We start from the raw sequence: 26,224 nt of genomic DNA, 5'->3' as shown, positions 1-26,224 counted from the left end.
GTACGGACCGGGTACCCGCCCGTCGCGGTCGCCACGCGTGGAAGGGGTTGCGGACCGCCGCGCCGGGTACCGGGGCGGTATGAGTACACGACACACGCCGCTCGCCGTCGTCACCGGTGGGGACTCCGGGATCGGCAAGGCCGTCGCCAACCTTCTCGCCACCGAGGGCCACGACGTCGCCATCACCTTCCACAGCGACGAGGACGGGGCGGAGGACACCCGTCGCGGGATCGAGCAGCGCGGGCAGCGGTGCCTGGTCGCCCGGCAGGACACCGCCGACCCGTCCACCGCCGAGGTCCTGGAGCAGCTCGTCGACGGGCTGGGCGGCATCGACGTCCTCGTCAACAACGCCGGCACCGGCCTGGCCACCCCCGTGCTCGAGCTCGAGCGCGAGCAGTGGGACACCGTGCTGGCCACCGACCTCACCGGGGCCTTCCTCAACTGCCAGGTCGCGGCCCGGCACATGGTCCGCCAGGGCCGTGGCGGACGGATCGTCAACGTCACCTCCGTCCACGAGCACCACCCGCGCTTCGGCGCGTCGGCGTACTGCGTCGCCAAGGCCGGTCTCGGGATGCTCACCAAGTGCCTCGCCCTCGAGCTCGGGGAGCACGGCATCCTCGTGAGCTCCGTCGCGCCCGGCGAGATCGCGACCCCCATCAACGACATGGACGAGTCCGAGGCGTGGTCGACGACCCGCCCCGGCAACCCGCTCGGCCGGCCCGGCCACGTCGAGGAGGTCGCCGCGGCCGTCGCCTTCCTCGCCTCCCCGCGCTCCTCCTACCTCACCGGAGCCTCGGTCGTCGTCGACGGCGGGCTCTCCCTCATGGCCGCCCACGGCCACGACCGGGCCACCGGCTGGCGCGAGCTCTGACCCACCCCCGCGGGCGCGACCGCCCCGGCCGCCCGTACCACCGAGAGGACACCATGAGCACGAGGAACGACGCCCACGACCCCGCGGACGAGCGCGGGGCCCGGACCCACGACACCGGGCGCCGCGAGGAGCGCTACGACGACGACCCGGCGCACGACCCCGTGCCGCCGGGGGCGGGAGTGGACCGGCACGCCGTGCTCGAGCGCGAGCGCGAGCAGTTCGGCGGCATGAAGATCGGCGCCGCGTTCTTCGGGTGGCTCACCGCCACCGGGACCGCGGTCCTGCTCACCGCCCTCGTCGCGGCGGCCGGCGCGGCCGTCGGGGTCGGCACCGGGACCGACCCGGGCACGGCCGCCGACGAGGCCTCCTCCTCGGCCGGCACCGTCGGCATCGTCAGCGGCGTCGTCCTCGTCCTCGTCCTGCTCCTCGCGTACTTCTGCGGCGGGTACGTCGCCGGCCGGATGGCCCGCTTCGACGGCCTCCGGCAGGGCCTCGGGGTGTGGCTGTGGGCGGTCGTCGTCGCCATCGTCGTCGCGGTCCTCGCGGCCGTGGCCGGGGCGCAGTTCGACGTCCTCGGCCGTCTCGACGCCTTCCCCCGGCTGCCGGTGAGCACCGGCGACCTCACGACCGGCGGCATCGTCGCCCTCGTCGTCGTCGCGCTGGCCGCCCTCGCGGGCGCGCTGCTCGGCGGGGTCGCCGGGATGCGCTTCCACCGCCGGGTGGACCGCGCCGGGCTCGGGGACTGACGACGTCGGTCAGGCGCGGGCGTCGAGCATCGACTCCATGAGCTCGATCTCCGACGTCTGCGCCGTGGCGATCGCGCCGGCGAGGACCCTGACCTCGTCGGTGCGGGCGTCGGCGAGCGCGGCGTCCGCCATCTCGACCCCGCCGACGTGGTGGGCGATCATCAGCCGCAGGAAGACCCGCTCGGCCTCGACGCCCCGGGCGGCCCGCAGGTCGTCGAGCTGGGCGTCGGTCGCCATCCCGGGCATCGCCCCGGTGGCTCCGTGCGCGGCGTGCTCGCCGCCCACCCAGGCCATCGGTGCCCGGGGCCCGGTCTGGGGGAGCCCCCACTGCACGAGCCACCCGTACATCTGACCGGCCTGCTGCTGCTGGCTCGTGATGATGTCGAACGCGAGGCGGCGGACCTCCTCGTCGTCGGTGCGGTCGCGCACGAGGAAGGCCATCTCGACCGCCTGCCGGTGGTGGGTCTGCATGTCGCGGGCGAACCCGGCGTCGGCACCGGTGTCGAGCACGCCGGGACCGTCGGTGGCGCGGAGCACGAGGAAGGACGCCAGCGCGCCGAGCACCATCGCGACGACGAGCCCGCCGACGGCCAGCGCCAGCGGCACCGCGCGCACCGCCGTCGGGGCCTCGCGCGCGTCGTCGGGCTCCGGACGGTCCGCGCCGGTCACGGCGCCGGCGTCTGCGTCTCGGGCAGGTTGGTCGTGCCGTCGCTGCCGCCGGTGCAGGCCGCACCGGGCTCGGGGGTCTGCGGGCCCTGGCGGTACTCGCGGACGAACTCGGCGAGGCGCGGGTCGTCCACCCCGTCGAGCATCAGCTGGTGGCCCCACGCGGACGCCACGGCCGGGGCCGGGAGGTCGTCGTAGGGCGAGACGACCATGTACTCGTCCGGCAGGTCCGCGACCATGGCGTCGACCTGGGCCTTCGGGGTGTCCGGGCGGTAGGTGACCCACACGGCGCCGTGCTCGAGGGCGTGGACCGCGAGCTCGTTCGGCACCGGCGCGTCGTAGACCCCGCAGTTGAGCCACACCGGGTTGTGCTCGCCGCCCACCGGCGGGGACTGCTCGTAGGTGACGGGGGTCGTCACGTGCCCGGCACCGACCTCGTAGGTCTGCACGGCGTCCAGGGTCGGACGGGTCGACACGTCGCGCGCGACGACGAACCCGACGACCCCGACGATGGCGAGGACGACGACGGTCGTGGCACCGACCCAGATGATGCGGGTGCGGCGCTCCTTGGCGCGCTGCTGCTTCTGCAGCTCCTCGAGTCGGGCGCGGGACGGACGGTCGGCGCGGGCCACGGGGGTACTCCTGCGGGGAGAGGAAACACGGTCGCTGGTCCCAGCGTCCGAGGCGCGGCCGAGGTTCCCGGCCCCGTCGTCGACACCGTCCCGGCAACACCGTCCCGGTTGGCGGGGCCCACCCGAGGGTACCTGGCCCCCGACGGTTCCCCGGACCCCGGACTCGTCGCCGCTCGTCGACGACCCAGAACGGATCCGGCCGATGCCCTCGACCCCCGACGACCTCACCCCGCGGTCCCCGGCCGGTCCCCGGCCCGGCTCGGACTACGCGGTGCTGCTGCGCGACGTGCGCGACCTCGGGCTGTTGCGCCGACGACACGGGTGGTACTGGACGCGGCTCGTGGGCTCCGTGCTCGTGCTCGCCGGTTGGGTCGGCGGCTGCGTCGTCATCGGCGACACCTGGTGGCAGCTCGGGTGGGCGGCCGTCCTGGGCGTCGTCCTCACCCAGGTCGCCTTCCTCGGGCACGACGCCGCGCACCGCCAGATCTTCGCCTCCGCGGGCTGGAACGACTGGGTGAGCCTCGTCGTGGCGGACCTCCTCGTGGGCGTCGGGTACGGATGGTGGCGCGGCAAGCACACCCGTCATCACGCCCACCCCAACCGGGCGGGCCACGACCCCGACGTGTCCGCGGGCGTGTTGTCCTACACCGTCGAGGACGCCCGTCGCAGCCGCGTCCCGGTCCTGCGCTTCCTCGCGGCCCACCAGGGCTGGTTGTTCTTCCCGCTCATCCTCCTCGAGGGGGTCTCGCTGCACGCGGACGGGATCCGCCGCGTGCTCTCGCGCGAACGGCTGGCCCGGCGCGGCGTCGAAGCCGTGCTCCTCGGTGCCCGGCTGGGGTCGCTGCCGGCCCTCCTGCTCGTCGTCCTGCCGCCCGGCAAGGCCGCGGCCGCGCTCGGCGTCCAGCTGGCGGTCTTCGGGTTCCTCATGGGGGCCGCGTTCGCGCCCAACCACATCGGGATGCCCGTCGTCCGGGCGGGAACCACCGTCGACTTCGCCGCCCGACAGGTGCTCGTCAGCCGCAACATCAGTGGCGGCCCGATGGTCTCCGTGGCGATGGGCGGCCTGGACCACCAGATCGAGCACCACCTGTTCCCGTCGATGCCGCGGCCGAACCTCGTGCGGGCCCGGCCGGTGGTCCGGGCCTTCTGCGCCGAGCGGAACCTGCCGTACACCGAGACGGGGCTCCTGCCGGCCTACGGGCAGGTCGTGCGGCATCTCAACGCCGTCGGGTCCGGGCGCGTCGACCCGTTCCTCTGTCCGCTGGTCGCGCAGCGACGGGCGCTGTGAGCGACGACGCGCCGCGCCAGGTCCGTGCTCCGTGGTCCGTGGTACTTTCCTCGGGTTGTCGCCCGAGACCCCGGTGACGTCTTCCGTCATGACCAGGGGAGCACGACATGGGTCCCGAGCAGCACACCACACCGTCCGTACCGGTCACCAGCGATGCGCCGTCGGCCGTGCCCGACGAGCTCGCGACGGTACGCCGCCGGAGGGACCGCAGCGTCGACACGGGGCGGCGTCCGCGTCCGGACGACGGCACCTCCCCGGCGGACGGCGCAGCCACGTCGGATCAGTCTCCCTGTTCGCGGAGCGAGCTGACCGCCAAGGTGAGGCAGCTCGAGGAGGCCCTGAAGACCCGCACGGTCATCGGGCAGGCCACCGGAATCCTCATGGCGCGTCACGACGTGCCCGCCGACCGTGCCTTCACTCTGCTGGTCGAGACGAGCTGCCGTGCCAACCGCAAGCTGCGTGACGTGGCCAGTGCACTCGTGGACGGGGCGGGGGACGACGAGAACTCGGGGGCCTCGGCCGTCCGCGACGACCGACCGCCGCCCGCCCGCGCGCCGGCCCGGCCGGCGGGCCCATGACCGGCCCGTGGTCCCGACCACCAGCAGGGGTGTAGGACGGGGCCACGGGTCCGTGGCGGGTCTCGTCCGACGCGTCCGTGACGGGGGGTCGAGGGACGGGCCACGGTACGGTCGTGACCTGTACGGGGTCCGCCGACCGGCGTCACCCCGCGATCCGGGGCACCGCGTGAGGACGCCGGGCCGGGACGAGCGAGGGAGGCCCGCTCCATGACGACGTCCCGCCGAGACGTCCGTGCCCGACTGGGGTCCATCGTCTCCGGTTCGCAGCCCGGCCACGCCACGGCGGACCTGCTCTGCCTGGCGTGCGTCGACCTCTTGGGGGTCGACGGGGCGGCCATCTCGATGGTCCACCAGGGTCTGTCGCGCGGCACCTACGGCGCCAGTGGCGCGCAGAGCCGACGCGTCGACGAGTACCAGTTCACCTTCGGCGAGGGTCCCTGCCTCGACGCGGTCCGGACGAGCACCGCGGTGCTCGTGGCGGACCTGGACTCCCCGCACGAGCTGCGCTGGCCGGGCTTCACCGACGCCACGTTGCGGGACGGCATCCACGCCGTCTTCGCGCTGCCCATCGTCCTGGCATCGGTGTGCGTCGGGGCGCTGGACCTCTTCCGAGCCGCACCCGGGCATCTCACCGACGACGACCTGGCGGGGGGGATGCTCGCGGCCGAGCTGGCCGCCCTGCCCCTGGTCGAGCTCGCCGCCGACAGCCGGTCGGTCGCGCGGGACGACGACTACGAGCGACTCGGGGACCTGGACCGGATCGAGGTCCACCAGGCGACCGGGATGCTCATCAGCCAGCTCGACGTCGACGCGGCGGAGGCGTCGATGCGGCTCAGGGGCCATGCTGTCGCCACCGGTCGGACCGCGAGCGAGGTGGCGTGGGACATCATCGAACGACGACTCGTCCTGGAGCGTGACCCGCCCCCGGACACCCCGGGAGGTGAGGGCACGTGAGCACGACGAGGGAACAGGACGTCATCCACGCGTTCGTGGACCTGACGAACGACCTGGTGAGCGGCTACGACATGGTCGAGCTGCTGGCCGGGCTCAGCGAGAACTGCGTGCGGCTGCTCGACGTGGCCGCCGCCGGGGTGCTGCTGTCCGACGGTCGAGGGGTGCTGCGGCTCGTCGCCGCGTCCTCGGAGCGGACCCGGCTCCTGGAGCTCTTCCAGCTGCAGCGGGACGAGGGGCCGTGCCTCGACTGCTTCCGGACCGGGACGCCGGTGCTCGTCCCCGAGCTGGCCGCGACGGCCGACCGGTGGCCGGCCTTCTGCGCCGCGGCCGACGGGGTCGGGTTCCGGTCGGTGCACGCGGTGCCGATGCGGCTGCAGACGACGGTGCTCGGCACCCTCGGGCTGTTCGGCAGCCAGGTCGGCAGCCTGGACCGGAGCGACCTCGACCTGGGGCAGGCGCTGGCGCACGTCGCGAGCGTCGCCGTCGTCAACGAACGGGCCGCCGCGGACTCGGCCACGGTCAACGCCCAGCTGCAGCACGCCCTGACCAGCCGCGTCGTGCTGGAGCAGGCCAAGGGCGTCATCGCCCACGTCGGTGACCTCACCGTCGAGGACGCCTTCCGCGTGATGCGACGGTACGCGCGCGACCACGGACGCAGGCTGGGCGAGGTCGCCGGCGACGTCGTCGAGCGGCGCCTGGCCGGACGCGACCTTCTCGAGCACGCCCGGTCGGTCGACCTGCTCCCGGAGGAGTGAGGGTCGCGCGGCACCCGGGAGCCCGCTCCCGTCACGGCGTCGGACAGACTGGGACCGTGACCTGCGAGGACGAGCCGGACGAGGGACGGTCGTGACCGGGCTCCTGCTCACCCTCGGGCTCGGTGTGACGGCCGTCGTCGTCGTGTACCTCGCGCACTGGCTGCTCGTGCCCTGGAGCGGGGTGCTGCGGCCGCTGCCCTTCCAGTCGGGCTGGGAGCCGCAGGCCCACGCCCTCTCGCGCTACCACGTGCGGTGGTACCTCGCGACCCTGCTGTTCCTCGCCTTCGACGTCGAGATGCTCTTCATGTACCCGTGGGCCGTCGTCGTCGCCGACCTCGGCGCGAGCGCCGTCACGGAGATGTTCGTGTTCCTCGGCGCGCTGCTCGTCGCCGTCGCCTGGGCCTGGCGCGAGGGGGCGCTGCGGTGGGCCTGAGGCGCTGGGTCGTGGGACGGGCCGTGCGCGCGGCCCGGGTGCTCGTCGTCGAGTGCCCGGGGGCCCGCCCGGCACGGATGGCCGCCGAGCAGGCCGTCGCCGCGCGGGGCTGGCGGATCGCGCAGACGCCCGCGAGCGCGGACGTCCTGCTCGTCGTCGGCGAGGTCCGCGGCGGACTCGACGAGGTCGTGGACCGGCTCTGGGAGGCCCTGCCCGGACCCCGGGCGCGTGCCGACGTGCGCACCGAGGGCGACGCCGCCGCGGCCCTGGCCCGCGCCGCCGCCGTCCTGGTCGACGGGCGCGGCCAGCGCGCGGACGCCGAGCAGCGGGACGCCGCAGGCGCCGGGCCCGGCGACGACACGGGCGGTCACGACCACGACGACACGGGCGGTCACGACCACGACGACATGGACATGGCCCCGGACGGCATCCCGCTCGCCGAGGGCGCCGAGCAGGACCGGGACGGCCTGGAGATGGACGCGCTGCCGGTGCGGCTGGGCCCGGTCCTGCCGGACTGGCCCGCCGGGCTCGTGATCGACGTCGTCCTGCACGGCGACCTCGTCGTCACGGCGGCGGCCGCGGCCGTGGGAGGTCCGGAGCACGACCCGGTGTCCGAGCCGCTGCCGGAGGACACCGCCACGGTCGCCGCCGCCCGGTGCGACGACGTCGCCGCCGTCCTCGCGCTCGCCGGCTGGGAGGAGGGCGCCCGCGCCGCCCGTTCGGCCCGCGACGTGCTGCTCGCCCGCCGGGGCGACGACGCCCGCGCCACGCTGGTCGACCTGCGCCACCGGGTCGAGCACTCCCGGTGGCTGCGCTGGTCCCTCGCGGGCACCGGGACGGTGACGCCCGAGCGGGCGCGCGATCTCGGCCTGGCCGAGGACGTCGTGGGGGACTGCCGCGACCGGCTGCTCGTGCTCATCACCCGGGCCGAGGCCGCCGCCCGTCGCTACGGCGCGTCCGGGCTCGATGCGCCCGTGCCGGACGTCCCGGCGGTCCCGCTGACCGCCGTCGGCCCCCTTCTCGAGGGGTGCGACCTCGGGGCCGCGCGACTCGTCGTCGCGAGCCTCGGGTCCGACCTCGTGCCCGACCCCGTGCCGCAGCGGGAGGCCGCCGGTGCCTGACCCGCAGCCGGTGACGGTCGGCCCGGGCGGGGTCGCGGCCGCCGGGGGCATCCTCCTCGCCCTCGCCCTCGCGGCCGTCGTCCTCGACGGCGTCCTCGCGGCGCGTGCCGCCGGCCTGCCCGCCGGCGCCGCCGTCGCCCGCCCCTTGGACGAGACCGTGCGCCTGCTGCGCCAGCGACGCCGGGCCCCGGTGTCGTCCGACGTGCTGCTGTGGCGGCTCGGCGGCGGGGGGCTCGTCGTCGTCGCGCTGCTCATGGTCGCGGTCGTGCCGCTCGGCCGCTGGGTCGTCGCCGACCTCGACGTCGGCGTCGTCTGGTTCAACGCCATGGACGTCGCCGTCTGGGTGCTCGTGTGGCTCGTCGGCTGGGGGCCGAACTCGGTGCACTCCCTCGTCGGCGGCTACCGCTTCCTCGCCCTCGCGCTCGCCTACGAGCTGCCGCTGATGTTCGCGATCGTCGCGCCCGCCGTCGGGGCCGCGAGCCTGCGGGTCGCCGACGTGGCCGCGGCGCAGGAAGGGCTCTGGTTCGTCGTGTGGATGCCCGTCGCGTTCGTCGTCTACTGCCTCGGGGTCCTCGCGTTCTCGCTCTGGGGGCCGTTCGCGGTGCCGCTCGGGCGCGACGTCGCGGGCGGGGTCCTCGCCGAGCTGAGCGGGGTCGACCGGCTGCTCGTCCAGGCCGGGCGGTACGCGCTGCTCGCGGCCGGCGCCGCCTTCGCCGTGCCGATGTTCCTCGGCGGGGGGAGCGGTCCGGTGCTGCCGGGCTGGGCCTGGGTCCTGGTCAAGACGGTGCTGCTGCTCGGCGCGCTCGTCGCGCTGCGCCGACGGCTGCCGGCCGTGCGGCCCGAGCTCGCGATGGAGGTCGGCTGGGTCGTCCTCCTGCCCGCCGTGCTCGTGCAGGACCTCGTCGTCGCCGTCGTCGTCGCCGCGAGAGGATGACCGGGATGCTCCTCGACGTCGCCTTCTGGGTCCTCGGCCTCGTGGCCGTCGCCTCGGCGGTCCTCGTCTTCGTCGTCGACTCGATGGCCCGGGCCACCTACGCCCTGGCGCTGTCGTTCGTCGCCGTCGGGCTGGCCCTGCTGCTGCTCGAGCAGAGCTACGTCGGGGTCGTCACCGTGCTGATGATGCTCATGGAGATGGCCGTCATGGGCGTCTACATGGTCATGTACATGGGGATGAACCCGGCGCTCATGCCGATGTCGATGGTCCACGACAACCGGGCGGCCCTCGGCGTCTCGGCGGCCACCTTCGTCGTCCTCGCGGCCGGGGCCCTGCTCGTGCCGTGGCCGGTGCGCCGCGGGGTGCCCGCGCCCGACGTCACGGCTGCCCTCGGCGAGGCGCTCATGGGCCGGCAGATGCTCGTCATGGTCGTCGTCAGCCCCGTGATGGTCGCCACCATCGTCACCGGCGTCGTCCTGGCCGCCGGGCGCACCCGCTACGACCGGTTCGGCGACGACCTCGACGCCTCGCCGCCGCGCGACCCCCACCGGGGTGGGGTGGGCCGATGACCCTCCAGACCGTCCTGCTCGTGGCCGCCGCCCTCTTCGCGGTCGGCCTCTACGGCGCGATCTCCCAGCAGGTCGTCGTCATGGTGATGATGGGCCTCGAGGTCATGGTCAACGCCGTCCTCCTCGCCGCCGGGGCGATGTGGTGGTTCCTCGCGCCGGACCCCGCCGGACAGGTGCTGCTGCTCGTCGTCCTCGCGGCGATGACGGTCGAGATGGCGGCCGGGTTCGCCGTGGCGACCCTCGTCCACCGCCACCGGGGGAGCGACATGACCGACTCGGCGACGGACCTGGCCGGATGAGCGGGTCGTCGTGAGCCCCGCCGAGGCCTCGCTGTGGGCGCTCGCCGGGCTCCCGGCCCTCGTCGGGGGCGTGCTGCTGGTCCTCCCGCGCGGCCTCGCGGACCGGGTGGCGCCCGTGACGGCGGTGGGCGTCGCGGCGGTGACGGCGGTGCTCGCCGTCGTCGTGGCGGTCGCCCGGCCGCAGGTGGGCGTGCCCTTCCTCGCCGGCGCCGACCTCGGGCTCGCCGTCGGCGGGCCGGCCGTCGTCGTCGCGCCCACCGTCGCCGGCGTCGCGGCCCTGGTGCTGCTCGGCGGAGCGGCCGACGTCCGCACCGGCCGCGCCCGCTTCCACGGGCTCATGCTGCTCTTCACCGCCGCCGCACTGCTCACCGTCACCGCGACGACGCTGCCCGCCCTGCTGCTCGGGTGGGAGGTCATGGGCGCGACGTCGTACGCGCTCATCGGCCTGCAGTGGCGCGAGGCCCGGCGGGTGTCCTCCGGCCTCACCGCCTTCGTCACGACCCGCACGACCGACCTCGGCCTCTACCTCGCCGCCGGCGCGGCGATGGCCGGGGGCGGCGACCTGGCGCTGGACGCCCTGGCCGGCGTGGCGCCCGGCCGGCGTGACCTCGTCGCGGCCGGCGTGCTGGTCGCCGCGCTCGGCAAGGCCGCCCAGGTCGTCCTGGCCTTCTGGCTCTCCCGGGCGATGGACGGCCCGGCGCCGGTCAGCGCCCTGCTGCACTCGGCGGCCATGGTCGCGATGGGCGGCTACCTCCTGGTCCGGCTGGAGCCGCTGCTCGCCGCGACGACGTGGTCCGGTCCCGCCGCGGCCTGGGCCGGGGCGCTGACGACCGTCGCGCTCGGGCTCGTCGCGCTCGGCCAGGGCGACCTCAAGCAGCTCCTCGCAGCCTCCACGTCCGCCCAGCTGGGGTTCGTCGTCCTCGCCGCCGGGGTCGGGGCGCCGGCGGCCGGGACGGCGCACCTCGTCGCCCACGCGGCGACCAAGGCGGCGCTGTTCCTCGCCGCCGGGGCGTGGCTGTCGGCGCTCGGGACCAAGGCGCTGGCCGGGCTGCGGGGCCAGGTGGCGACCTCGCCGGTGCTGCGCGTGGCGGCCACCGTCGCCCTGTTCTCCCTCGCGGGAGTGCCGCCGCTGTCGCTGTGGGCGACCAAGGACCTCGTCCTCGCCGCCGCCTGGCGGGACTCCCCGGTGCTCGGGGTCGTCGGGCTCGCCGGGGCGGCCCTGTCCGCCGCGTACGCCGGGACCGTGCTGCGGGTGCTGTGGGCACCGCTCGCGCCCGGCGAGGCCGAGGCGGCGCGGGCCCTGCGGGGCACCGAGGAGGAGGCCCGGGGCGTCGTCCCGGGGATACTGACTGCGGCGGTCGTGCTCCTCGCGGCGGTCGCGGGCGGGCTCGGGGTGCTCGCGCTGCCGCCCGTCGCCGAGCGCCTGGCCCGGGTGGTCGGGGGTCCGCTCGTCGAGCCGGGCGTCCTCGAGGTGGTCGGCTCCGGGGCGCTGTCGCTGCTCGTCGTCGCGGCGGTGTGGTGGCGCCCGGTACGACTCGGGACGTGGGCCGGGTCCTGGGGCGGGGTCGAGACCGCCGCGCACCGCGCGCTCGTGCGGCCCACGCTCGCCCTGGCGCGGGTCGCGGACCGGGTCGACGCCCACCTCGGCGCGGCGCTGCACGGGGCGGCGGGGCCGGTGCGGGAGGCTGCCGCACCGGCGGCGGACCGCGCCGACCACGGGTTCGCGGGCGGCGTCGTCGGGACGGCCCGCCCGGTGCGGGCGCTCGCGGGCTGGGCGCGCGTGGCCGACGAGCGCGGGGTGCACGGCGGGGTCGTGGCGCTGGCCGGTGCGGTCCGGCGGGCCGGGGCCGCCGCTCGCCGACCGCAGACCGGGCAGCTCCACCAGTACTACGTCCAGGCCGTCGCCCTCGTGGCGCTCGGCGCCGTCCTGCTCGTCCTCACGAGGTGACCGTGCTCTCCCTGACGATCTTCCTCCCTCTCGCTCTCGCGGCCGTGCTGCTCCTGCCGGGGCTGCCGTCCGCCGTCGTGCGCTGGGGCTGGGTGGCGGCGTCCCTCGCCGAGGTCGTTCTCGTCGGTGTCCTCTGGGCCCGGTACGAGACGCCGGCGCCCGGCGCGCTGGCGTTCGAGGAGCAGGTACCGTGGATCCCGGGGGTGGGCTCCAGCTACCACGTCGGGCTCGACGGGCTGTCCCTGCCGCTCGTCGCCATGACCGCGGTGGTCTTCCTCGCCTGTGCGCTCTTCGCGCTGCGTGACGAGGACCGGCCCGCCTCACGGGCGGCGCTCTTCCTGTTCCTGGAGACGGTGTCGGTGGGCGTGTTCGCCGCGGCCGACCTCATCCTCTTCTTCGTCTTCTTCGACCTCTCGATCGTCGCGATGTACGTCGTCATCGCGGGCTGGGGCCACGGCGACCGGGCCCGCTCGGCGTTGACCTTCTTCCTCTACACCTTCCTCGGCTCGCTGGCGCTGCTCGCCGGGTTCATCGGTCTCTACCTCGCCGCCGACCCGCACACCTTCGACATGGTGCAGCTCGCCCGGCAGGACCCGTTCGCCGGCGGCGGCACGGCCGGGGTCGTCGTGCTCGGCGCGATCCTGCTCGGCCTCGCCGTGAAGACGCCGACCGTGCCGTTCCACACGTGGCTGCCCCCGGCGCACACCGACGCCCCCGCGGTCGGGTCCGCGGTGCTCGCCGGCGTCCTGCTCAAGCTCGGGACCTACGGGTTCGTCCGGCTCGGGATGACCCTGCTGCCGGACGCCTGGCGGTCCTGGGCGTGGGTGGTCCTCGTCGTCGGCGTCGTCTCGGTGCTGTGGGGCGTGCTCGTGGCCCTGGCCCAGCGCGACCTCAAGCGGATGATCGCCTACACCTCGGTCAACCACATGGGGTACGTCGTGCTGGCCGTCGGGGCGGTCGGGGTGGTCGGCGGCAGCACCGCGCAGGCCCGCTCGGTGGCCGTGTCCGGCGCCGTCACCCAGATGGTCAGCCACGGCCTCGTCACCGCGGCCCTGTTCCTCCTGGCCGGGCTGTTCTGGAACCGGTCGGGGACCTACGAGATCTCCGCCTTCGGCGGCCTCGCCGGCCCGGCCCCACGGACCACCGGCCTGTTCGCCGTCGCCGCGTTCGCCTCGCTCGGGCTGCCCGGCCTGTCCGGGTTCGTCGCCGAGTTCCAGGTCTTCACCGGCAGCATCGCCGCCGTCCCGTGGAGCGCGGTCGCCCTCCTCGGCATCCTGCTCGTCGCCGCGCTGCTGCTGTGGACCCTCCAGCGGCTGTTCACCGGCGAGGCGGGCCCGGCGTCCGCCACCTTCACGGACGTGCGCGCCCACGAGCTCTGGGCCATCGCCCCGCTGCTGGTGCTGTCCCTGGTCATCGGCATCGCCCCGCGCGCGCTGCTGGCCGTCGTCGAGCCGGCCGCCGCCGCCGTCGTCGCCGTGCTCGGGGGCTGACCGGCGTGGGGTCGGCCATGCGTCCGCTGGCGATGCTCCCGGAGATGCTGCTCCTCGCGGGCGCGCTGGTCTGCCTGCTCGGTGGGTCCTTCACCCCCCGGCGGCGGCAGTGGCGGCTGCGGGTCGTCGCGGCACTGGCCCTCCTGGGGTCGGCGGTGGCCGCCGTCGTGGGCGGCGCGTCCGGCCCGGCCTTCGAGGGGTCCTTCGTCGTCGACGGCGCGACGACGGCGGCCCGGGTGGTCGTCGCCGGGGCGACCCTGCTCGTGCTCCTCCTGGCCGGCGACGAGGTGGCCGGGGACGACCGCGAGAGCGAGACGTACTGCCTCGTCCTGCTGGCGGCCACCGGGACGCTCGTCCTCGCCGGCGCGGCCGACCTGCTCGTGCTCGCCGTGGGGTTCCTCCTTGCCAGCATCCCGCTCTACGGGCTCGTCGGGCTGCGCCGCACGGCCCGGGGCGCCGAGGCCGCGCTCAAGGCCTACCTCGTCGGCGCGCTGTTCGGGATCCTCCTGCTGCTCGGGGTGACCCTGCTGTACGGCGTCGGCGGGACGAGCTCCTACCCGCAGCTGGCCGGCGCGCTCGCCGGGGCGCCCCTCGTCCCGCTGGCCGCCGGGGTCGTCCTCGTCGTCGCCGGGGTGGCCTTCGAGGCCGGGGCCGTCCCGGCGCACTTCTGGGTGCCGGACGCCGCGCAGGGCGCGACCGGCCTGGCCGCCGCGTTCGTCACGACCGTCCCGAAGGTCGGTGCGGTGCTCGCGGCCTTCCGGCTCGTCGAGGCCCTGCCGGACGTCCTGGCCTGGGGCGTCCTCGTGGCCGTGCTCGCGGTGGCGAGCATGACGCTGGGCAACCTCGCCGCCTTCGCACAGGACGACCCGCGCCGGCTCCTCGGCTGGTCCACGGTGAGCCAGGTGGGGTACCTGCTCGTGCCCGTCGCCGTCGCGGGGGTGAGCGACCTCGCCCTGCCCTCGCTGCTCGTCTACCTCGCCGGGTACGCGGTGACCAACGTCGCCGCCTTCGCCGTGACGACGGCCCTCCCGGACGTGCGCGACCTCTCGGGCTACGCCGGTCTGGTCCGGGTGCGGCCGGGGCTCGCGGTGGCGCTCGTCGTCGCGCTGCTCGGGCTCGTGGGGACGCCCCCGACGGCCGTGTTCGTCGGCAAGCTCACGACGGCGACCGCGGCCTGGGACGGCGGGATGGCCTGGCTCGTCGTCGTCGTGCTCGTCAACACCCTCGCCTCGCTCTTCTACTACCTGCGCTGGGTGGCGCCGGCCCTGCGCCGCACCGAGCCCGCCGCCGGTCTCGCCAGCGTGCGGCCGTGGTCGGCGTGGACGGCAGGGGTGGCGGCGGCGGTCTCGGTGCTGCTCGGTGTGGCCGCGGGGCCCCTGTTCGCGGCGCTCGACGTCCTCCCACCCGGCTGAGCGGCCGGGCCGGGGTGGTGGGGGAGTCCGGGCGCGGCCCGGCTCAGAGGACCCGGGCGCGTTGCAGCCGGTGCAGCGCCGCCCAGCCGAGGGGGATGGGCAGCCAGTACGTCGCCACCCGGTAGAGGAGCACCGCGGAGAGGGCCGGTCCCGCGGCCGTGCCCACGGCGACGAGCCCCGCCGTCATGGCGGCCTCGATGCCGCCGAGGCCGCCGGGGGTGGGGACCGCGGACCCGATGATGGCGCCCGCGAAGTAGACGACGGCCACCGACGCCACCGGGGTCTCGGCGCCGACCGCCCGGGTGGCGCAGAAGAGGGCGGCGACGAACGAGGCGTCGAGCAGCAGCGCGCCGCCGACGAGCCGCACCACCTGGGCCGGCCGCCGCAGGACGGACACGACGGCGGGCAGCACCTCGGCGAGCTCGGGGAGGAAGCGGCGCGCCAGCCACCCGCGCACCGACGGCAGGGCCAGCGCCACCGCCCCGGCCGCGACGGCGGCGAGGACGAGGACGACGGCGACCGGCGACGGGGTGAAGGAGGCGCGGGGCCCGACGCCCGCGGCGACGGCGGACGCGGCCAGCAGCAGCGAGTAGCTGCCGAACTGGGTGAGCCCGATGAGCCCGAGCGCTCCCGCGCTGGCCCCCGGCCCGGCGCCCGCGCGGCGCAGCAGCCGCGAGTTGAGGGCCACGTTCCCGAGCATGGCCGGCGCGACGAGCCCGACGAAGGCGATGGCCAGCTGGGTGAGCGCGGCCTGCGGGAGCCTGAGGCGGACCGGGCTCGCGCCGACGAGGGTCAGCGAGGCGCCGGCGAAGGTCAGGGCCGCGAAGCCGACCGCGCCCGCCACCCAGCGCAGGTCGGCGCCGAGGACGGTGCCGACGAGGTCGGCCCGGGACAGCTGGCCCAGCAGCAGGTAGCCGGCGACCCCGCCGCCGACGACGCTGAGGACCGTCCGCGGCGTGACGCGGCGCAGCTCGGTCTCCGGCGGCGGCTCGGTCTCGCCCGAGGCGTCGAGGACCGCCTGCTGCACCTCGGTCAGCAGACCGGGACGCTCGCGCAGCGCCGCGCGGGTCGCCGCCGGCAGCGCGATCGGCTGGAGCACCGGCAGGGCGGTCCGGACCGCGTCCAGGCCGACCGCCTCGATGCCGTGCCGGACCGCCGTGGGGGCGTCGGACGCCAGCGCCGTGAAGGCGAGGACGGCGGCGACGTCGAGCCGCTGCGCGAGCTCGGGCGAGGCCACGTCGCCGCGCCCGACGTCGGTGAGGGCCGCGGGGTCGTCGGCGTCGGCGGCGGCGTCCACGAGCACGGTCTCGGGGCCGAGGGCCCGGTGGGCCAGGCCGCCCGCCCGCAGCGCCCGGAGCAGCCGCCACACCGAGACCACGGAGGCGGGGTCGGCGCTGCCGTCGACGGGGACGGCGACGCCGTCGGGGACGGTCCAGGCGACGGCGAGCGAGTCGCCGCCGACGTCGGCCGCCCGGACGACGCGGGGCGCGGCGACCCCGGCGTCCGCGAGGGCGTAGGACATGAGCAGGGCGTGCTCGACCTGGGCGCGGGTCGCGACCTCGGGCCCCCGGCCGGCGCCGGGCCGCAGCAGCAGGTAGCGGCCGGACCGCCGCAGCAGTCCGGCGCCCACGGCATCGCGGTCCCAGACGTCGACGACGAGACCGGGGGCGGTGCCCCGCAGCCGGCGGACGCCGTCCCAGCGCGGCGGGTCGGTCGCGACCTGCCCCGTCGCGGGGCCGACGAGGCCGAGGGCCGCGAGGACGTCGGCGAGCGGGGCCATCGTCGCGGGGCGTCCGACCCCGACCCGGACGGCCGCCCCGACGGCGACCCCGAGGGCGCCGCTGAGCAGGAGCGCGGCCAGGGTGCTGTCGCCACCGACGACCGCGGTCGTGCCGAGCGCGAGCACCACGCCCGCCCCGAGGCGCACGAGCAGGGCGCCGCCGGTCATCGCCACGAGGAACGCGCACGTGGCCACCACCACCTCGGACACGGCGCTCGTGGCCTCGCCGCCCCCGACCGGCTGGGTCAGGGCGCCGACGAGGTCGCGGGGCAGCACCCCCCGGCCGACCACGGTCTCGACCAGGGCCGCGAGGAGGGCGCCGGTCGCCGCGGCGAGGATCGGGTCGGGCAGGAAGCGCAGCCGGCCGCGCCGCCCGAGGTCGACGGCGTGGGCCACGGGGAGGAGCACCGCCCCGAGGCCACCGACGATGCTCACGGCGGAGAGCACGACGCGGGGCAGGCCGTCGAGGGCGCGGGTCAGGCCCTGGTCGAGCCCTGTCGCGGAGCGGGACGCCGCCACGACGCCGAGCACGACGACGGCCAGGGCCGCGAGGGCGAGCACGAGCAGCGCGCGGTCGGCGGGCCGGCGGACCCGGTCCGGGACCCCTCCCGGCTGGTGGCCGACCATGCCCGGCAGCCTATCGGCGCCCCGCCCCGGGACCGGGACCCCCGGCGCGAGGCCGGCAGGGTGTTCCGGCCGGGGGCCGGCGCCCTGCCGGCCGTCCGGACGGGCGCGCGGTCAGGCCCGGCAGGAGTCGCTGCCGGAGTCCAGGACGTCGCCGCCGAGGGCGACGTAGGACCAGGAGTACGCGCCGTCCTCCAGCGTGAGGTCGAGCACCCCGAACGTGGAGTCCTGCGAGAACTCCGAGCCGGCCTTGCGGTCCCCCAGGTGGTAGAGCGACCGGCCGCCGGTGCCGACGACGAACTCGCGGATGCCCCGGTCGGGGTCGGTCGGCGCGCCGGAGGCGTCGAGGTGGGCGAAGCGCTCGTAGTCGTGGTCGTGGCCCATGAGGGCGAGGTCCACCCCGCCGTCGACCGCCGCCTGCCACAGCGGCTGCACCATCTCGTTGTCCCCGTGCGGGCCGGAGGACACCCGGGGGTGGTGCATCGTGATCGCGCTGCAGGTCGTGGGGTGGGCGGCGAGGTCGGCGGCGAGCCAGGCGGCCTCGGCGCCGCAGTCGACGTGGTCGCAGTCCGAGTCCAGCAGGTACACCCGCCACGAGCCGATGGTGCGCACCGACCAGGGCGGGGTGTGGAAGTACGCGGTGTAGCCGGCGGCGTCCGGTGTCTCGTACTCGTGGTTGCCCGGCACCGGCGCGAGGATGTCGTCGAAGCGGCCCCACGACGGCCTCCACGCCGCCTCGAACTGGTCCAGGGCGCCCTGCTGGTACTGCAGGTCGCCGAGGGCCAGGACGAACCGCGGGTGCAGCCCCGCGGCGAGGTCGGCGGTGTCCTGCTGGCGGCAGGCCTCGGACGAGGGCTCGTCGCCGGCCTCGCAGACGATGTCGCCGACGGCCACGCCCGACACCGCGCCGTCCGCGGCCGCGGTCTCCGACGCGTCCGAGGTGGACGGGGCGGGCCCGGTGCTCGTGCCCGCGGACGCCGACGACGGCGAGGCGGGGCGGGGCGGTGCCGGGGACCCGCACCCCGCGGCGAGCGCGGCGACGGCCACGGCCGCGAGGACGCCGCCCACCTTCATCACGCGGACGTGCCGACACGTCCGCGGCCGCCGGGTCCGGGTCGCCACGTCGTCGCTCACCGCTGCAGGCTAGGTCCCTCGCCTGTGGGTGGCCTGTGGCCGGGAGACGGACCGACACCGCCCCGGCCGCCGGTGGCGAGGGCGACACTGGGCCCATGACACATCCCGGCGGGTGCGCGGTCGGCCGTCACGTCGAGCAGGGGGACCGGGCGGCCGAGCCGTCCACCGCGCCGCTCGGTTCCGAACAGCGCCCGTGACCGACGTCGTCTACCGCGTGGTGGTCCGGGCCGCGCACGTCCTCTTCCGGGTCCTCGGCCTGCGCCTCACGGTGCGGCACGCCGAGCGGGTCCCGACGACCGGTCCGGCCGTCCTGGCCGCCAACCACCAGAGCTTCCTCGACTTCCTCGTCGTCGGCGAGCCGGCCGTCCGGCGAGGGCGGCTCGTGCGGTTCATGGCCAAGGAGGCCGTCTTCCGGTGGCCGGTGGCGGGGACGCTCATGCGCGCCATGCGGCACATCCCCGTCGACCGGCGGTCCGGGGCGCCCGCCGCCCGCTCCGCGTGGCGCGCCCTGCGGGCGGGCGAGCTGGTGGGGGTCTACCCGGAGGCGACGATCGGGCACGCCTTCGCCCTCAAGGCCCGCGAGGACCTCAAGGACGGCGCGGCCTTCCTCGCGCTGCGTGCCGGGGTGCCGCTGCTGCCCGTCGCCCACGTCGGGTTGCACCGGGTGCTCACCGTCGGTGGCCGGTGGTCCCTGCGCCGGGGCCGCGCGGTCGAGGTCGTCGTCGGCGAGCCGCTGCACGCCCGGCCGGGGGAGGGCGTGGCCGAGCTCACCGGACGCCTGCACCTCGCCCTGGCCGACCTCGTCGAGGAGCTGCTCGACCGCTACCCGGACCCGCCCCGGCCGGGTGAGGACGCCTGGTGGTGGCCGGCCCACCGGGGCGGCACGGCGCCGGACCTCGTCACCGCCCGCGAGCTGGACCGCTTCGCGGTGGCCGCCGCGGACGCCCCGCGCCCTCCGCGACGACGGGCTCGACCTCACCACTGACAACGTTGTCAGGGACGTGCAACCGGTTACGCACCGACCTACCGACGGGTACGTGTGACCCAGGTCTCGCGGCCCGCCGTCAGTGTGAGGAAGGACTCTCCCGGGGTCACCCGCGGCGGTGGTCGCCTCCCCGGGCCGTGCGGTGCAATGGCGGTCTCGCAGAGCGGACACCTCGACGGCGCGGAGTCCGGTCTCGGGCTTCACCGCGTACCGACGACAGAAGGGTGAGCATCGTGGCCGAGCTGGAGCAGTCACTGGACGAGGCGGGGCTGACGAACACCGCCGTGCGGGAGTACGTCCTGCACTGGGCGGAGTTCCTCGGCGCCGAGCGGGTCGAGGTGGTCAGCGCCGCCGACGACGCCCGCCTGGTCCGGGAGTCGCTGAAGGCGGGGGAGATCGAGCCGGCGGGGGAGGGGGTCTACTACTCGCGCAGCTACAGCAAGGACACGGCCCGTTCCGAGGAGCGGACGATCGTCGCGACGAGCCGGCCGCAGGACGAGGGCGTCTACAACAACTGGCGCCACACCGACGAGATCCGCCCGGTGGTCGAGGGCCTCATGGAGGGGGCGATGGCGGGGAAGACGATGTACGTCATCCCGTACCTCATGGCCCCGCCCGGTAGCCCGCTGGAGCGGTTCGCCGCTGGGGTGGAGCTGACCGACAACCGCACCGTGTGCCTGCACATGATCCGGATGGCGCGGGTCGGCATCGACCTCATCAACGACCTGGCGGACCCGGACATGTTCGTCCGCGCCGTCCACGTGACGGGGGACCTGCCCAACCTGGGCCAGGGCACCGAGGAGGACCAGCGCTACTTCGTCACGGTCGCCGACGAGCGGACGATCCTGCACTTCGGGTCCAGCTACGGCGGCAACGCCCTGCTCGGCAAGATCGCCCACGGGCTGCGCCAGGCGGCGTACGACGGGTGGGCGTCGGGGGAGTTCCTCGGCGAGCAGTTCATGCTCCTCGGCATCACCGACAAGGAGACCGGGGAGACCCACCACGTCTGCGGGGGCTTCCCGAGCGCGTCCGGCAAGACCAACCTCGCGATGACCCTGGCCCCGGACGCCCTGGGCGAGCGGTACCACGTGTCGTTCTACGGCGACGACATCGCCTGGCTGTGGGTGGGGAAGGACGGTCACCTCTACGGGCTCAACCCGGAGAACGGCGTGTTCGGCGTGGCCCGGGACACCAACGAGCGCACCAACCCCGGCGCCCTGGACTCCGTCGGCGCCGGCACCCGAGCCCTGTTCACGAACGTCGCCTACAACGAGGACACCCACGAGGTCTGGTGGGAGGGCCGCACCCCGAGCCCGCCGGCGGACGCGACCGGGTGGCGCGACTGGAAGGGCGAGCTCGTCGCCGACCGCGGACCGGACGAGCAGGACGAGCCCTGGGCGCATCCGAACAGCCGGTTCACCACGACCCTGGCCAACGTGCCGAACGTCGCCGGGGACTTCGAGGACCCGCGGGGCGTGCGGATCGACGCGGTGATCTTCGGCGGGCGCACCCGTGACCGCGAGCCGCTGGTGCGGGCCATCACCGACCTCGCCGAGGGCGTCTACGACGGGCTGACCCTCGGCGCCGAGGCGACCTTCGCCGCCGAGGGGGTCGACGGCAAGCTGCGCTACGACCCGATGTCGATGCGCCCGTTCATGTCCTACCCCGAGGGCGCGTACGCCCGGCACTGGCTGGACGTCGTCGGCGCGGCGAGCGAGCAGCCGTTGTTCGCGCACGTCAACTGGTTCCAGCGCGACGAGGAGGACGGGCACTTCCTGTGGCCGGGCTACCGCGAGAACCTGCGCGCGCTGCTGTGGCTGGTCCGGCTGCGCAAGGGCGAGGTCACCGGCCGGCCCACCGCGGTCGGCATCCTGCCACGGGAGGAGGAGCTCGACCTCGAGGGCCTGGACCTGCCCGCCGCCGATCTCGAGCGGATCCTCACCGTCGACGTCGAGCGCTGGCGCGAGGAGATGACCCACCGCGAGGAGCACCTGAGCCAGTTCCCCGACCTGCCCGAGGAGATCTGGGCCGCCCACCGCCGCGTCGCCGCCGCCCTGGAGCACGAGGCCAGCGTCACCGCCTGACCGGACGGGTCGGCCGTGGTCCGCACGGCCGGCCCGCCCGGCGCCGGCCCGGTGCCGGCCGGGCGAGGGCGACGAGTCCGGTCGCCGCCGGGTCAGGCGCCGCGCAGCGCGTCCTCCAGGGTCCGGGCCGGGTGGCCGGTAACCCGCTCGACGTCGCCGGTCACCCGCGAGACCGACCCGTCGGCGATCGCGGTGTACGTGCTGACCCAGGCGTCCAGCTGCCAGTCCTCGGCGTCGAAGGCCGCCCGCCGCGAGGCGTACGCCTCCTCCACCGTCTCCTCCTCGTAGCGCAGGTCCCGGCCGAGCGGGGCCCCGGCCCGGCGGGCGGCCTCGGCCAGGGTCAGGGCCTCCGGGCCGGTGAGCTCGTACACGGCGCCGCGGTGCGCGGCGGGCGTGCGCAGGACCGCGGCCGCGACGTCGGCCACGTCGAGCCGGCTGACGAGGGCGACGGCCCCGTCGCCGGCCGGCCCCCGGACGACGCCGGCCTCGTCGGCGAAGAGGGGGACCATCTCGGCGTAGAAGTTGTCGCGCAGCACCGTCGAGGTCATCCCCGACCCGGCGATCGCCTCCTCGGCGTCGACGTGGTCCCGGCCGAGGGTGAAGGTGGCGTCCGGAGCGGCCCCGGAGAACGAGGTGTAGACGAGGTGGGACACCCCGGCCCGTGCCGCCGCCTCGATGAACGCGCGGTGCTGCGCGCGCCGGTCGGGGGCCTCGGCGCCGGACACCATGAACAGCGTGTCGACCCCCTCCAGCGCACGGACCGACGCCTCCTGCTCGCCGTAGGAGGCGCGCACGACGTCGCCGCCCAGGTCGGGGGCGCGGGCGGGGTCGCGGACCACGAGCCGGGGGTGGAGGTCGGCGAGGAGGCGGGCGACACGGCCGCCGAGGGCGCCGGTGGAACCGGTGAGAGCGAGGGTCATGCCCGCGCAACGCCCTGCGCGGCCGGGTGCTTCCCGGCGGCGGTCAGCCGGCGAGCGACCCGCCGAAGATCTGCCAGGCCAGGGCGCTCTTGGCGATAAGGCTGAGGACGAGGTAGGCCTTCTCGCCGAACCCGTAGTCGGCCCACCGCCCGACCTCGCGGTACTGGAGCCACTGGTTCAGCGCGAAGCTCATGAAGAACACGAAGAGGGACACGACGATGCCGTAGACGAAGCCCGGCACCTCGCCGGAGGACCCGGCGCCGACGAGGTTGACGACGACGGCGACCCAGGGGGCGGCGCCGGCGACGCACCCGAACCAGAACGGGAGCATCGTCGTGCGGGTGCGGCCGGGCGGGTTCATCAGCTCCTGGAGCCAGCCGAAGAGGATCATCGCGACGTTCGCCCCGACGACCGCGATCACCTCGACGACGCCGGTGATGCCGTTGTAGAAGCCGATGAGCAGCACCATGATCGTCGCGCTCACGGAGTACTCGACCCACCGGAAGCGGTTGACGCCCGAGCGCAGGTCGGCCTCGTAGCGCCGCCGCAGCACGGTGCCGGTCAGGAGGTGGTCCAGCGCCGCCAGCGCGAGGAACACCGCCACCGCCGCCCCGACGCGCACGTCGACGAGGGCCTCCGGGGCGGGGGCGGGGGAGCCGGGCGGGCCCTGCGGGAACTGCGAGGTGACGGTGATGGCGAAGTCGCCCGCGAGGACGAGGACGGCGACCGCCTGGGCCGCGTGGAGCACGGTGAGTGCGAGGTTCCAGCGCCGCAGACCGCGCAGCGTGCCGTCGTCCGTTCCGGTGGCGTCCATGGGTCCTCGCTCGTCGGGGGCTGTCCCCAGGGGTACCCGAGGCGACGCCCGGCACCCCCTAGGCTGCTCGGCGTGTCGGAGGCGCGGTTCGGGTCGGTCCTCGCCCGCGGGGTCGAGGCCGTCACCCACGACGTCGCCGACCTCCGCTCGGGGTTCTGGGCGGTGGTCCTCACCTTCGAGGGGCGCCTCACCGCGGTCCGCCTGGGCGAGGTCGAGCGCGGGGCCGGAGGCACCGCCTCCGGCGGGCCGCGCTGGCCGGGGCTCGCCGGCGCGTGGCGCAGCAGCCTGGACGAGGCCGCGTACGTCGCGGGCGTCGAGGAGATCCGGCGTCGCGTCGCCGCCGGCACGGTCTACCAGGTCAACCTCTGCCGCGTCCTCGAGCACGACCTGCCGCCGGACGCCTCCGTCGCGGCGTTGGGCCGCCGGCTGGCGGCGGGCAACCCCGCGCCGTACGCGGCGACGCTGGACCTGCCCGAGGCCGGCCTCGAGGTCGCGTGCGCGTCGCCGGAGGCCTTCCTCGTGCGCCGCGGGGACCGGCTGACGTCGGGGCCGATCAAGGGCACCGCGTCCCGGCGGGACGGCTTCGCGGGCAAGGACTACGCCGAGAACGTCATGATCGTCGACCTCGTCCGCAACGACCTGGCGCCGGTGAGCCGGCCCGGCACGGTCGCCGTCGACGCGCTGTGCCGGGTCGAGGAGCACCCGGGCCTGGCGCACCTGGTCTCGGAGGTGTCCGGCACGCTGCGCGAGGGCGCCGGCTGGCCCGAGGTGCTGGCCGCGACCTTCCCGCCCGGGTCGGTGAGCGGGGCCCCGAAGCACACCGCGCTGGAGGCGATCCGCGACCTGGAGCCGGTGCCCCGCGGGCCGTACTGCGGCGCCGTCGGCTGGGTGGACGCCGACCGCGACGAGGCCGTGCTCGCCGTGGGGATCCGCACGTTCTGGGCCGACCGCGCCGACGACGGCCGCCGGGTGCTGCGCTTCGGGACCGGCGCCGGCATCACCTGGGGCAGCTCGGCGCAGGGGGAGTGGCACGAGACCGAGCTCAAGGCGGCGCGTCTCGTCGGGTTGGCCTCCGCCGCGGACGACGGCTCTGCGACAGTGTCCCCATGACGGACGTCAGGGTGTGGGTCGACGGCGCCCGGGTCGAGGCGGACGCCCCCGCGGTGAGCGCGGTGGACCACGGGGTGACGGTGGGCGACGGGGTGTTCGAGACGGCCAAGGTCGACGCCGGGGTCCCATTCGCGCTCGGCCGTCACCTGACCCGGCTCGACCGGTCGATGGCCGGGCTCGGGCTGCCGGCCGCCGACCACGACCGGATCCGCGAGGGGGTGGGCGCCGTCCTGGGCGGAGCGCCCATCGAGTTCGGCCGTCTCCGGTGGACGGTGACGGCCGGCCGGGGCCCGCTCGGCTCGGACCGGATGGCCTCGAACCTCACCTACGTCGTCACCGCCGTGCCGCACGCCCGGCCGCCCGTGGCCGGGACCGTCGTCGTCGTCCCGTGGACGCGCAACGAGCGCTCGGCCACGGCGGGGCTGAAGACGACGTCCTACGCCGACAACGTCGTCGCCCTGGCCCGCGCCCACGCCCAGGGCGCGCTGGAGGCGATCTTCGCCAACACCCGCGGCGAGCTGTGCGAGGCCACGGGCAGCAACGTCTTCGTCGTCACCGACGGGGTGCTGCGGACCCCGCCGCTGGAGAGCGGCTGCCTGGCCGGCATCACCCGCGAGCTCGTGCTCGAGTGGTGCGGCGACGCGGGCCTCGAGGTGCGCGAGGAGGCGATGCCGGTCGAGGTGCTCGCCGAGGCCGACGAGGTCTTCCTCACCTCCTCCATCAAGGACGTGTTCCCGGTCTCGGGCGTCGACGGCCGCGTCCTCGACGTCCCCGGACCGGTGACGGCGCGGGTCATGGAGGTCTGGTCCACGCGCTCGGCGGAGACGGCCGACCCGTGAGCACCCAGGAGGAGGAGGCGCGCCCGTTCTTCCGGCCTGCGGACGACGAGGACGAGTGGGCGTGGCGGGCTCGGCTCCGGCGCAACCCGACGACCCGTCCGGCGCTGCGCCTCACCGTGGCCCTCGTCGGGCTCGTGCTCGTCGGCGGCGGGCTCGTGCTCGTGCCGCTGCCCGGGCCCGGCTGGCTCATCGTCATCGTCGGGATCGCCGTCTGGGCCTCGGAGATCATGCCCGCGCAGCGGCTGCTGGACTTCGCCAAGGACCGGCTGCGGCGCTGGGAGCGGTGGATGCGCGAGCAGCCACGGTGGGTCCAGCTCGCGGTCGCCGCGGCCACCTTCGCCTTCGTCGCGGCCGTCGTCTGGGTCGTCGCGAAGGTCCTCGGCGTCCCGGGCTTCGTCCCCGACGTCGCGACGGCCTGGCTCGAGGCCAACCTCGGGCTCTGACGCCGGCGGGCGGCGCGGTCCCCGATTTCCCCCGGCGTCGGGCGCCCGGGTATCCTCGGCAGGCCGCAGCACCAGGATGTGTAGCTCAGCTGGTTAGAGCGTTCGCTTCACACGCGAGAGGTCGGGGGTTCGAGTCCCTCCACATCCACCACCGTGAACGGCCCCTGACCTGTGGAAGCGCAGATCACGGGGCCGTGTCCGTTCGGCACGTGTTCGACCAGATGCGCGCCGGCACCCACGCGTGGTCCTGCGGTGGTCGCAGCTCGCTCGGCCGGTCGAGGTCCAGCGGGACCTGGACGTGCACGGGCCGTCCTCGCGGGGACCAGGAGCCGACGTCAGACCAGCGACAGGTCCACGGCGAACGTCGCCGGACGGCGCGTCCCGAGGGCCCACTCCCATCCGGGCAGCGCCATGGCCTCGGCGAAGAACCGGTCCCACGACGTCCCGAACGACCACAGGTTCGCGCTGCCCAGGGCGGCGGTCTCCTCGGTGGGAGCCCACCTCAGTGAGCAGGACAGCTGCCACGTCCGCGGATCCGGTTCGACGGCCTCGACGAGCTGGCGGGTCAGGTCGACCTCGAAGGTCCGTGGACCCCACGACGTGGAGGTGCCGTACTGGGCCAGGAGGCCGTCGCCGTCCTCGGCCGACGCTGCGGCGTCCTCCACGGGGAGGAGGACGAACCGGCGGACGACGTCGACGACCGTACCGACCTGAGCACCGTCGACCGGGCCGGGCGTGACGCCGGCGTCCGCGAGCAGCGCCGACAGCACCCGCTCGGAGTCCTCGATCAGCACG

26 protein-coding genes and 1 tRNA gene are annotated in these 26,224 nt (G+C 75.7%); 20 read left to right on the top strand and 7 right to left on the bottom strand.

Annotated features, from left to right (window positions below):
• Positions 1–79 precede the first annotated feature (79 nt).
• Positions 80–871 carry an SDR family oxidoreductase gene (locus tag EPD83_RS06330; protein ID WP_128367338.1) on the top strand — a complete coding sequence of 264 codons (792 nt, stop codon included), beginning with the start codon at positions 80–82 and terminating at the stop codon, positions 869–871.
• Positions 872–924: 53 nt separating this feature from the next.
• Complete coding sequence (locus EPD83_RS06325) at positions 925–1,617, top strand: hypothetical protein (RefSeq protein WP_165566359.1); 693 nt, start codon at positions 925–927, stop codon at positions 1,615–1,617.
• A gap of 9 nt (positions 1,618–1,626) precedes the next feature.
• Here the strand turns inward: EPD83_RS06325 and EPD83_RS06320 are convergent, their stop codons facing one another.
• The gene (locus tag EPD83_RS06320) at positions 1,627–2,286 is read right to left on the bottom strand and encodes a DUF305 domain-containing protein (protein WP_235950374.1); all 660 of its coding nucleotides are present in this window, start codon (positions 2,284–2,286) and stop codon (positions 1,627–1,629) included.
• A complete protein-coding gene (locus EPD83_RS06315) occupies positions 2,283–2,915 on the bottom strand; it encodes a DUF3105 domain-containing protein (protein ID WP_128366488.1) in 633 nt (210 codons plus the stop codon). Before EPD83_RS06315 ends, EPD83_RS06320 begins: the two co-directional genes overlap by 4 nt.
• Before the next feature lie 202 nt (positions 2,916–3,117).
• Here EPD83_RS06315 and EPD83_RS06310 point away from each other — a divergent pair, with 202 nt between their 5' ends.
• The 12 genes from EPD83_RS06310 to EPD83_RS06255 all read left to right on the top strand — a co-directional run bounded on the left by EPD83_RS06310 (position 3,118) and on the right by EPD83_RS06255 (position 14,696).
• The gene (locus tag EPD83_RS06310; RefSeq protein WP_128366489.1) at positions 3,118–4,203 is read left to right on the top strand and encodes a fatty acid desaturase family protein; all 1,086 of its coding nucleotides are present in this window, start codon (positions 3,118–3,120) and stop codon (positions 4,201–4,203) included.
• 107 nt (positions 4,204–4,310) lie between these two features.
• Positions 4,311–4,781, top strand: a complete 471-nt coding sequence (locus EPD83_RS06305; RefSeq protein WP_128366490.1) for an ANTAR domain-containing protein — start codon at positions 4,311–4,313, stop codon at positions 4,779–4,781.
• Between the two features lie 207 nt (positions 4,782–4,988).
• Positions 4,989–5,735: a GAF and ANTAR domain-containing protein gene (locus EPD83_RS06300; protein WP_128366491.1), complete on the top strand. Its 747-nt coding sequence runs from the start codon at positions 4,989–4,991 to the stop codon at positions 5,733–5,735.
• On the top strand, positions 5,732–6,490 hold the full coding sequence (locus tag EPD83_RS06295; RefSeq protein WP_205859431.1) for a GAF and ANTAR domain-containing protein: 759 nt from the start codon (positions 5,732–5,734) through the stop codon (positions 6,488–6,490). Before EPD83_RS06300 ends, EPD83_RS06295 begins: the two co-directional genes overlap by 4 nt.
• A 91-nt stretch (positions 6,491–6,581) precedes the next feature.
• Positions 6,582–6,923, top strand: coding sequence for an NADH-quinone oxidoreductase subunit A (locus EPD83_RS06290; RefSeq protein WP_128366492.1), 342 nt, complete (start codon positions 6,582–6,584; stop codon positions 6,921–6,923).
• An 11-nt stretch (positions 6,924–6,934) separates the two neighbouring features.
• Entirely contained in the window at positions 6,935–8,044 is a 1,110-nt protein-coding gene (locus EPD83_RS06285; RefSeq protein ID WP_205859430.1) for a hypothetical protein, read from the top strand.
• Positions 8,037–8,978, top strand: coding sequence for an NADH-quinone oxidoreductase subunit H (locus tag EPD83_RS06280; protein ID WP_165566358.1), 942 nt, complete (start codon positions 8,037–8,039; stop codon positions 8,976–8,978). Before EPD83_RS06285 ends, EPD83_RS06280 begins: the two co-directional genes overlap by 8 nt.
• Before the next feature lie 5 nt (positions 8,979–8,983).
• Positions 8,984–9,547, top strand: a complete 564-nt coding sequence (locus EPD83_RS06275; protein WP_128367193.1) for an NADH-quinone oxidoreductase subunit J — start codon at positions 8,984–8,986, stop codon at positions 9,545–9,547.
• A complete protein-coding gene (locus EPD83_RS06270; RefSeq protein WP_128367194.1) occupies positions 9,544–9,846 on the top strand; it encodes an NADH-quinone oxidoreductase subunit NuoK in 303 nt (100 codons plus the stop codon). The genes EPD83_RS06275 and EPD83_RS06270 overlap by 4 nt, the downstream gene beginning before the upstream one ends.
• Positions 9,847–9,856: 10 nt before the next feature.
• Positions 9,857–11,794, top strand: a complete 1,938-nt coding sequence (locus EPD83_RS06265) for a proton-conducting transporter transmembrane domain-containing protein (RefSeq protein WP_165566357.1) — start codon at positions 9,857–9,859, stop codon at positions 11,792–11,794.
• Between the two features lie 2 nt (positions 11,795–11,796).
• Positions 11,797–13,284: a complex I subunit 4 family protein gene (locus EPD83_RS06260; protein WP_165566368.1), complete on the top strand. Its 1,488-nt coding sequence runs from the start codon at positions 11,797–11,799 to the stop codon at positions 13,282–13,284.
• Between the two features lie 17 nt (positions 13,285–13,301).
• On the top strand, positions 13,302–14,696 hold the full coding sequence (locus EPD83_RS06255) for an NADH-quinone oxidoreductase subunit N (RefSeq protein WP_165566356.1): 1,395 nt from the start codon (positions 13,302–13,304) through the stop codon (positions 14,694–14,696).
• 43 nt (positions 14,697–14,739) lie between these two features.
• Here EPD83_RS06255 and EPD83_RS06250 read toward each other — a convergent pair whose 3' ends face one another.
• On the bottom strand, positions 14,740–17,103 hold the full coding sequence (locus EPD83_RS06250; RefSeq protein ID WP_165566355.1) for a lysylphosphatidylglycerol synthase transmembrane domain-containing protein: 2,364 nt from the start codon (positions 17,101–17,103) through the stop codon (positions 14,740–14,742).
• A 111-nt stretch (positions 17,104–17,214) separates the two neighbouring features.
• The gene (locus tag EPD83_RS06245; protein WP_128366633.1) at positions 17,215–18,234 is read right to left on the bottom strand and encodes a metallophosphoesterase family protein; all 1,020 of its coding nucleotides are present in this window, start codon (positions 18,232–18,234) and stop codon (positions 17,215–17,217) included.
• Positions 18,235–18,427: 193 nt separating this feature from the next.
• On the opposite strand from EPD83_RS06245, the gene EPD83_RS06240 reads away from it, so the two are divergent.
• Together EPD83_RS06240 and EPD83_RS06235 are read left to right on the top strand one after the other, a co-directional pair.
• Positions 18,428–19,219: a lysophospholipid acyltransferase family protein gene (locus tag EPD83_RS06240; protein WP_128366634.1), complete on the top strand. Its 792-nt coding sequence runs from the start codon at positions 18,428–18,430 to the stop codon at positions 19,217–19,219.
• Between the two features lie 224 nt (positions 19,220–19,443).
• The gene (locus tag EPD83_RS06235; protein WP_235950373.1) at positions 19,444–21,303 is read left to right on the top strand and encodes a phosphoenolpyruvate carboxykinase (GTP); all 1,860 of its coding nucleotides are present in this window, start codon (positions 19,444–19,446) and stop codon (positions 21,301–21,303) included.
• 92 nt (positions 21,304–21,395) lie between these two features.
• Here the strand turns inward: EPD83_RS06235 and EPD83_RS06230 are convergent, their stop codons facing one another.
• Positions 21,396–22,223: an SDR family oxidoreductase gene (locus EPD83_RS06230; protein ID WP_128366635.1), complete on the bottom strand. Its 828-nt coding sequence runs from the start codon at positions 22,221–22,223 to the stop codon at positions 21,396–21,398.
• 43 nt (positions 22,224–22,266) lie between these two features.
• A complete protein-coding gene (gene heR / locus EPD83_RS06225) occupies positions 22,267–23,037 on the bottom strand; it encodes a heliorhodopsin HeR (protein WP_128366636.1) in 771 nt (256 codons plus the stop codon).
• 72 nt (positions 23,038–23,109) lie between these two features.
• Here heR and EPD83_RS06220 point away from each other — a divergent pair, with 72 nt between their 5' ends.
• The 4 genes from EPD83_RS06220 (at position 23,110) to EPD83_RS06205 (ending at position 25,580) form a co-directional block, all read left to right on the top strand.
• Positions 23,110–24,147, top strand: a complete 1,038-nt coding sequence (locus tag EPD83_RS06220) for a chorismate-binding protein (RefSeq protein WP_235950372.1) — start codon at positions 23,110–23,112, stop codon at positions 24,145–24,147.
• Positions 24,144–24,986 (top strand): aminotransferase class IV, encoded by an 843-nt coding sequence (locus EPD83_RS06215; RefSeq protein WP_165566354.1) that lies wholly within the window; start codon positions 24,144–24,146, stop codon positions 24,984–24,986. The genes EPD83_RS06220 and EPD83_RS06215 overlap by 4 nt, the downstream gene beginning before the upstream one ends.
• The gene (locus EPD83_RS06210; RefSeq protein WP_235950371.1) at positions 24,983–25,429 is read left to right on the top strand and encodes a PGPGW domain-containing protein; all 447 of its coding nucleotides are present in this window, start codon (positions 24,983–24,985) and stop codon (positions 25,427–25,429) included. Before EPD83_RS06215 ends, EPD83_RS06210 begins: the two co-directional genes overlap by 4 nt.
• A gap of 74 nt (positions 25,430–25,503) precedes the next feature.
• A tRNA-Val gene (locus EPD83_RS06205) sits at positions 25,504–25,580 on the top strand.
• Between the two features lie 184 nt (positions 25,581–25,764).
• Here EPD83_RS06205 and EPD83_RS06200 read toward each other — a convergent pair.
• Positions 25,765–26,223 carry a hypothetical protein gene (locus EPD83_RS06200; RefSeq protein WP_165566353.1) on the bottom strand — a complete coding sequence of 153 codons (459 nt, stop codon included), beginning with the start codon at positions 26,221–26,223 and terminating at the stop codon, positions 25,765–25,767.
• Between the last annotated feature and the right edge of the window lies 1 nt (position 26,224).

The sequence above is a fragment of the Phycicoccus flavus genome, from assembly GCF_004025965.2.
Lineage (GTDB): Bacteria > Actinomycetota > Actinomycetes > Actinomycetales > Dermatophilaceae > Phycicoccus > Phycicoccus flavus.
The sequence above is the reverse complement of the archived record's forward strand: the minus strand, read 5'-3'. Positions and strand labels throughout refer to the sequence as shown.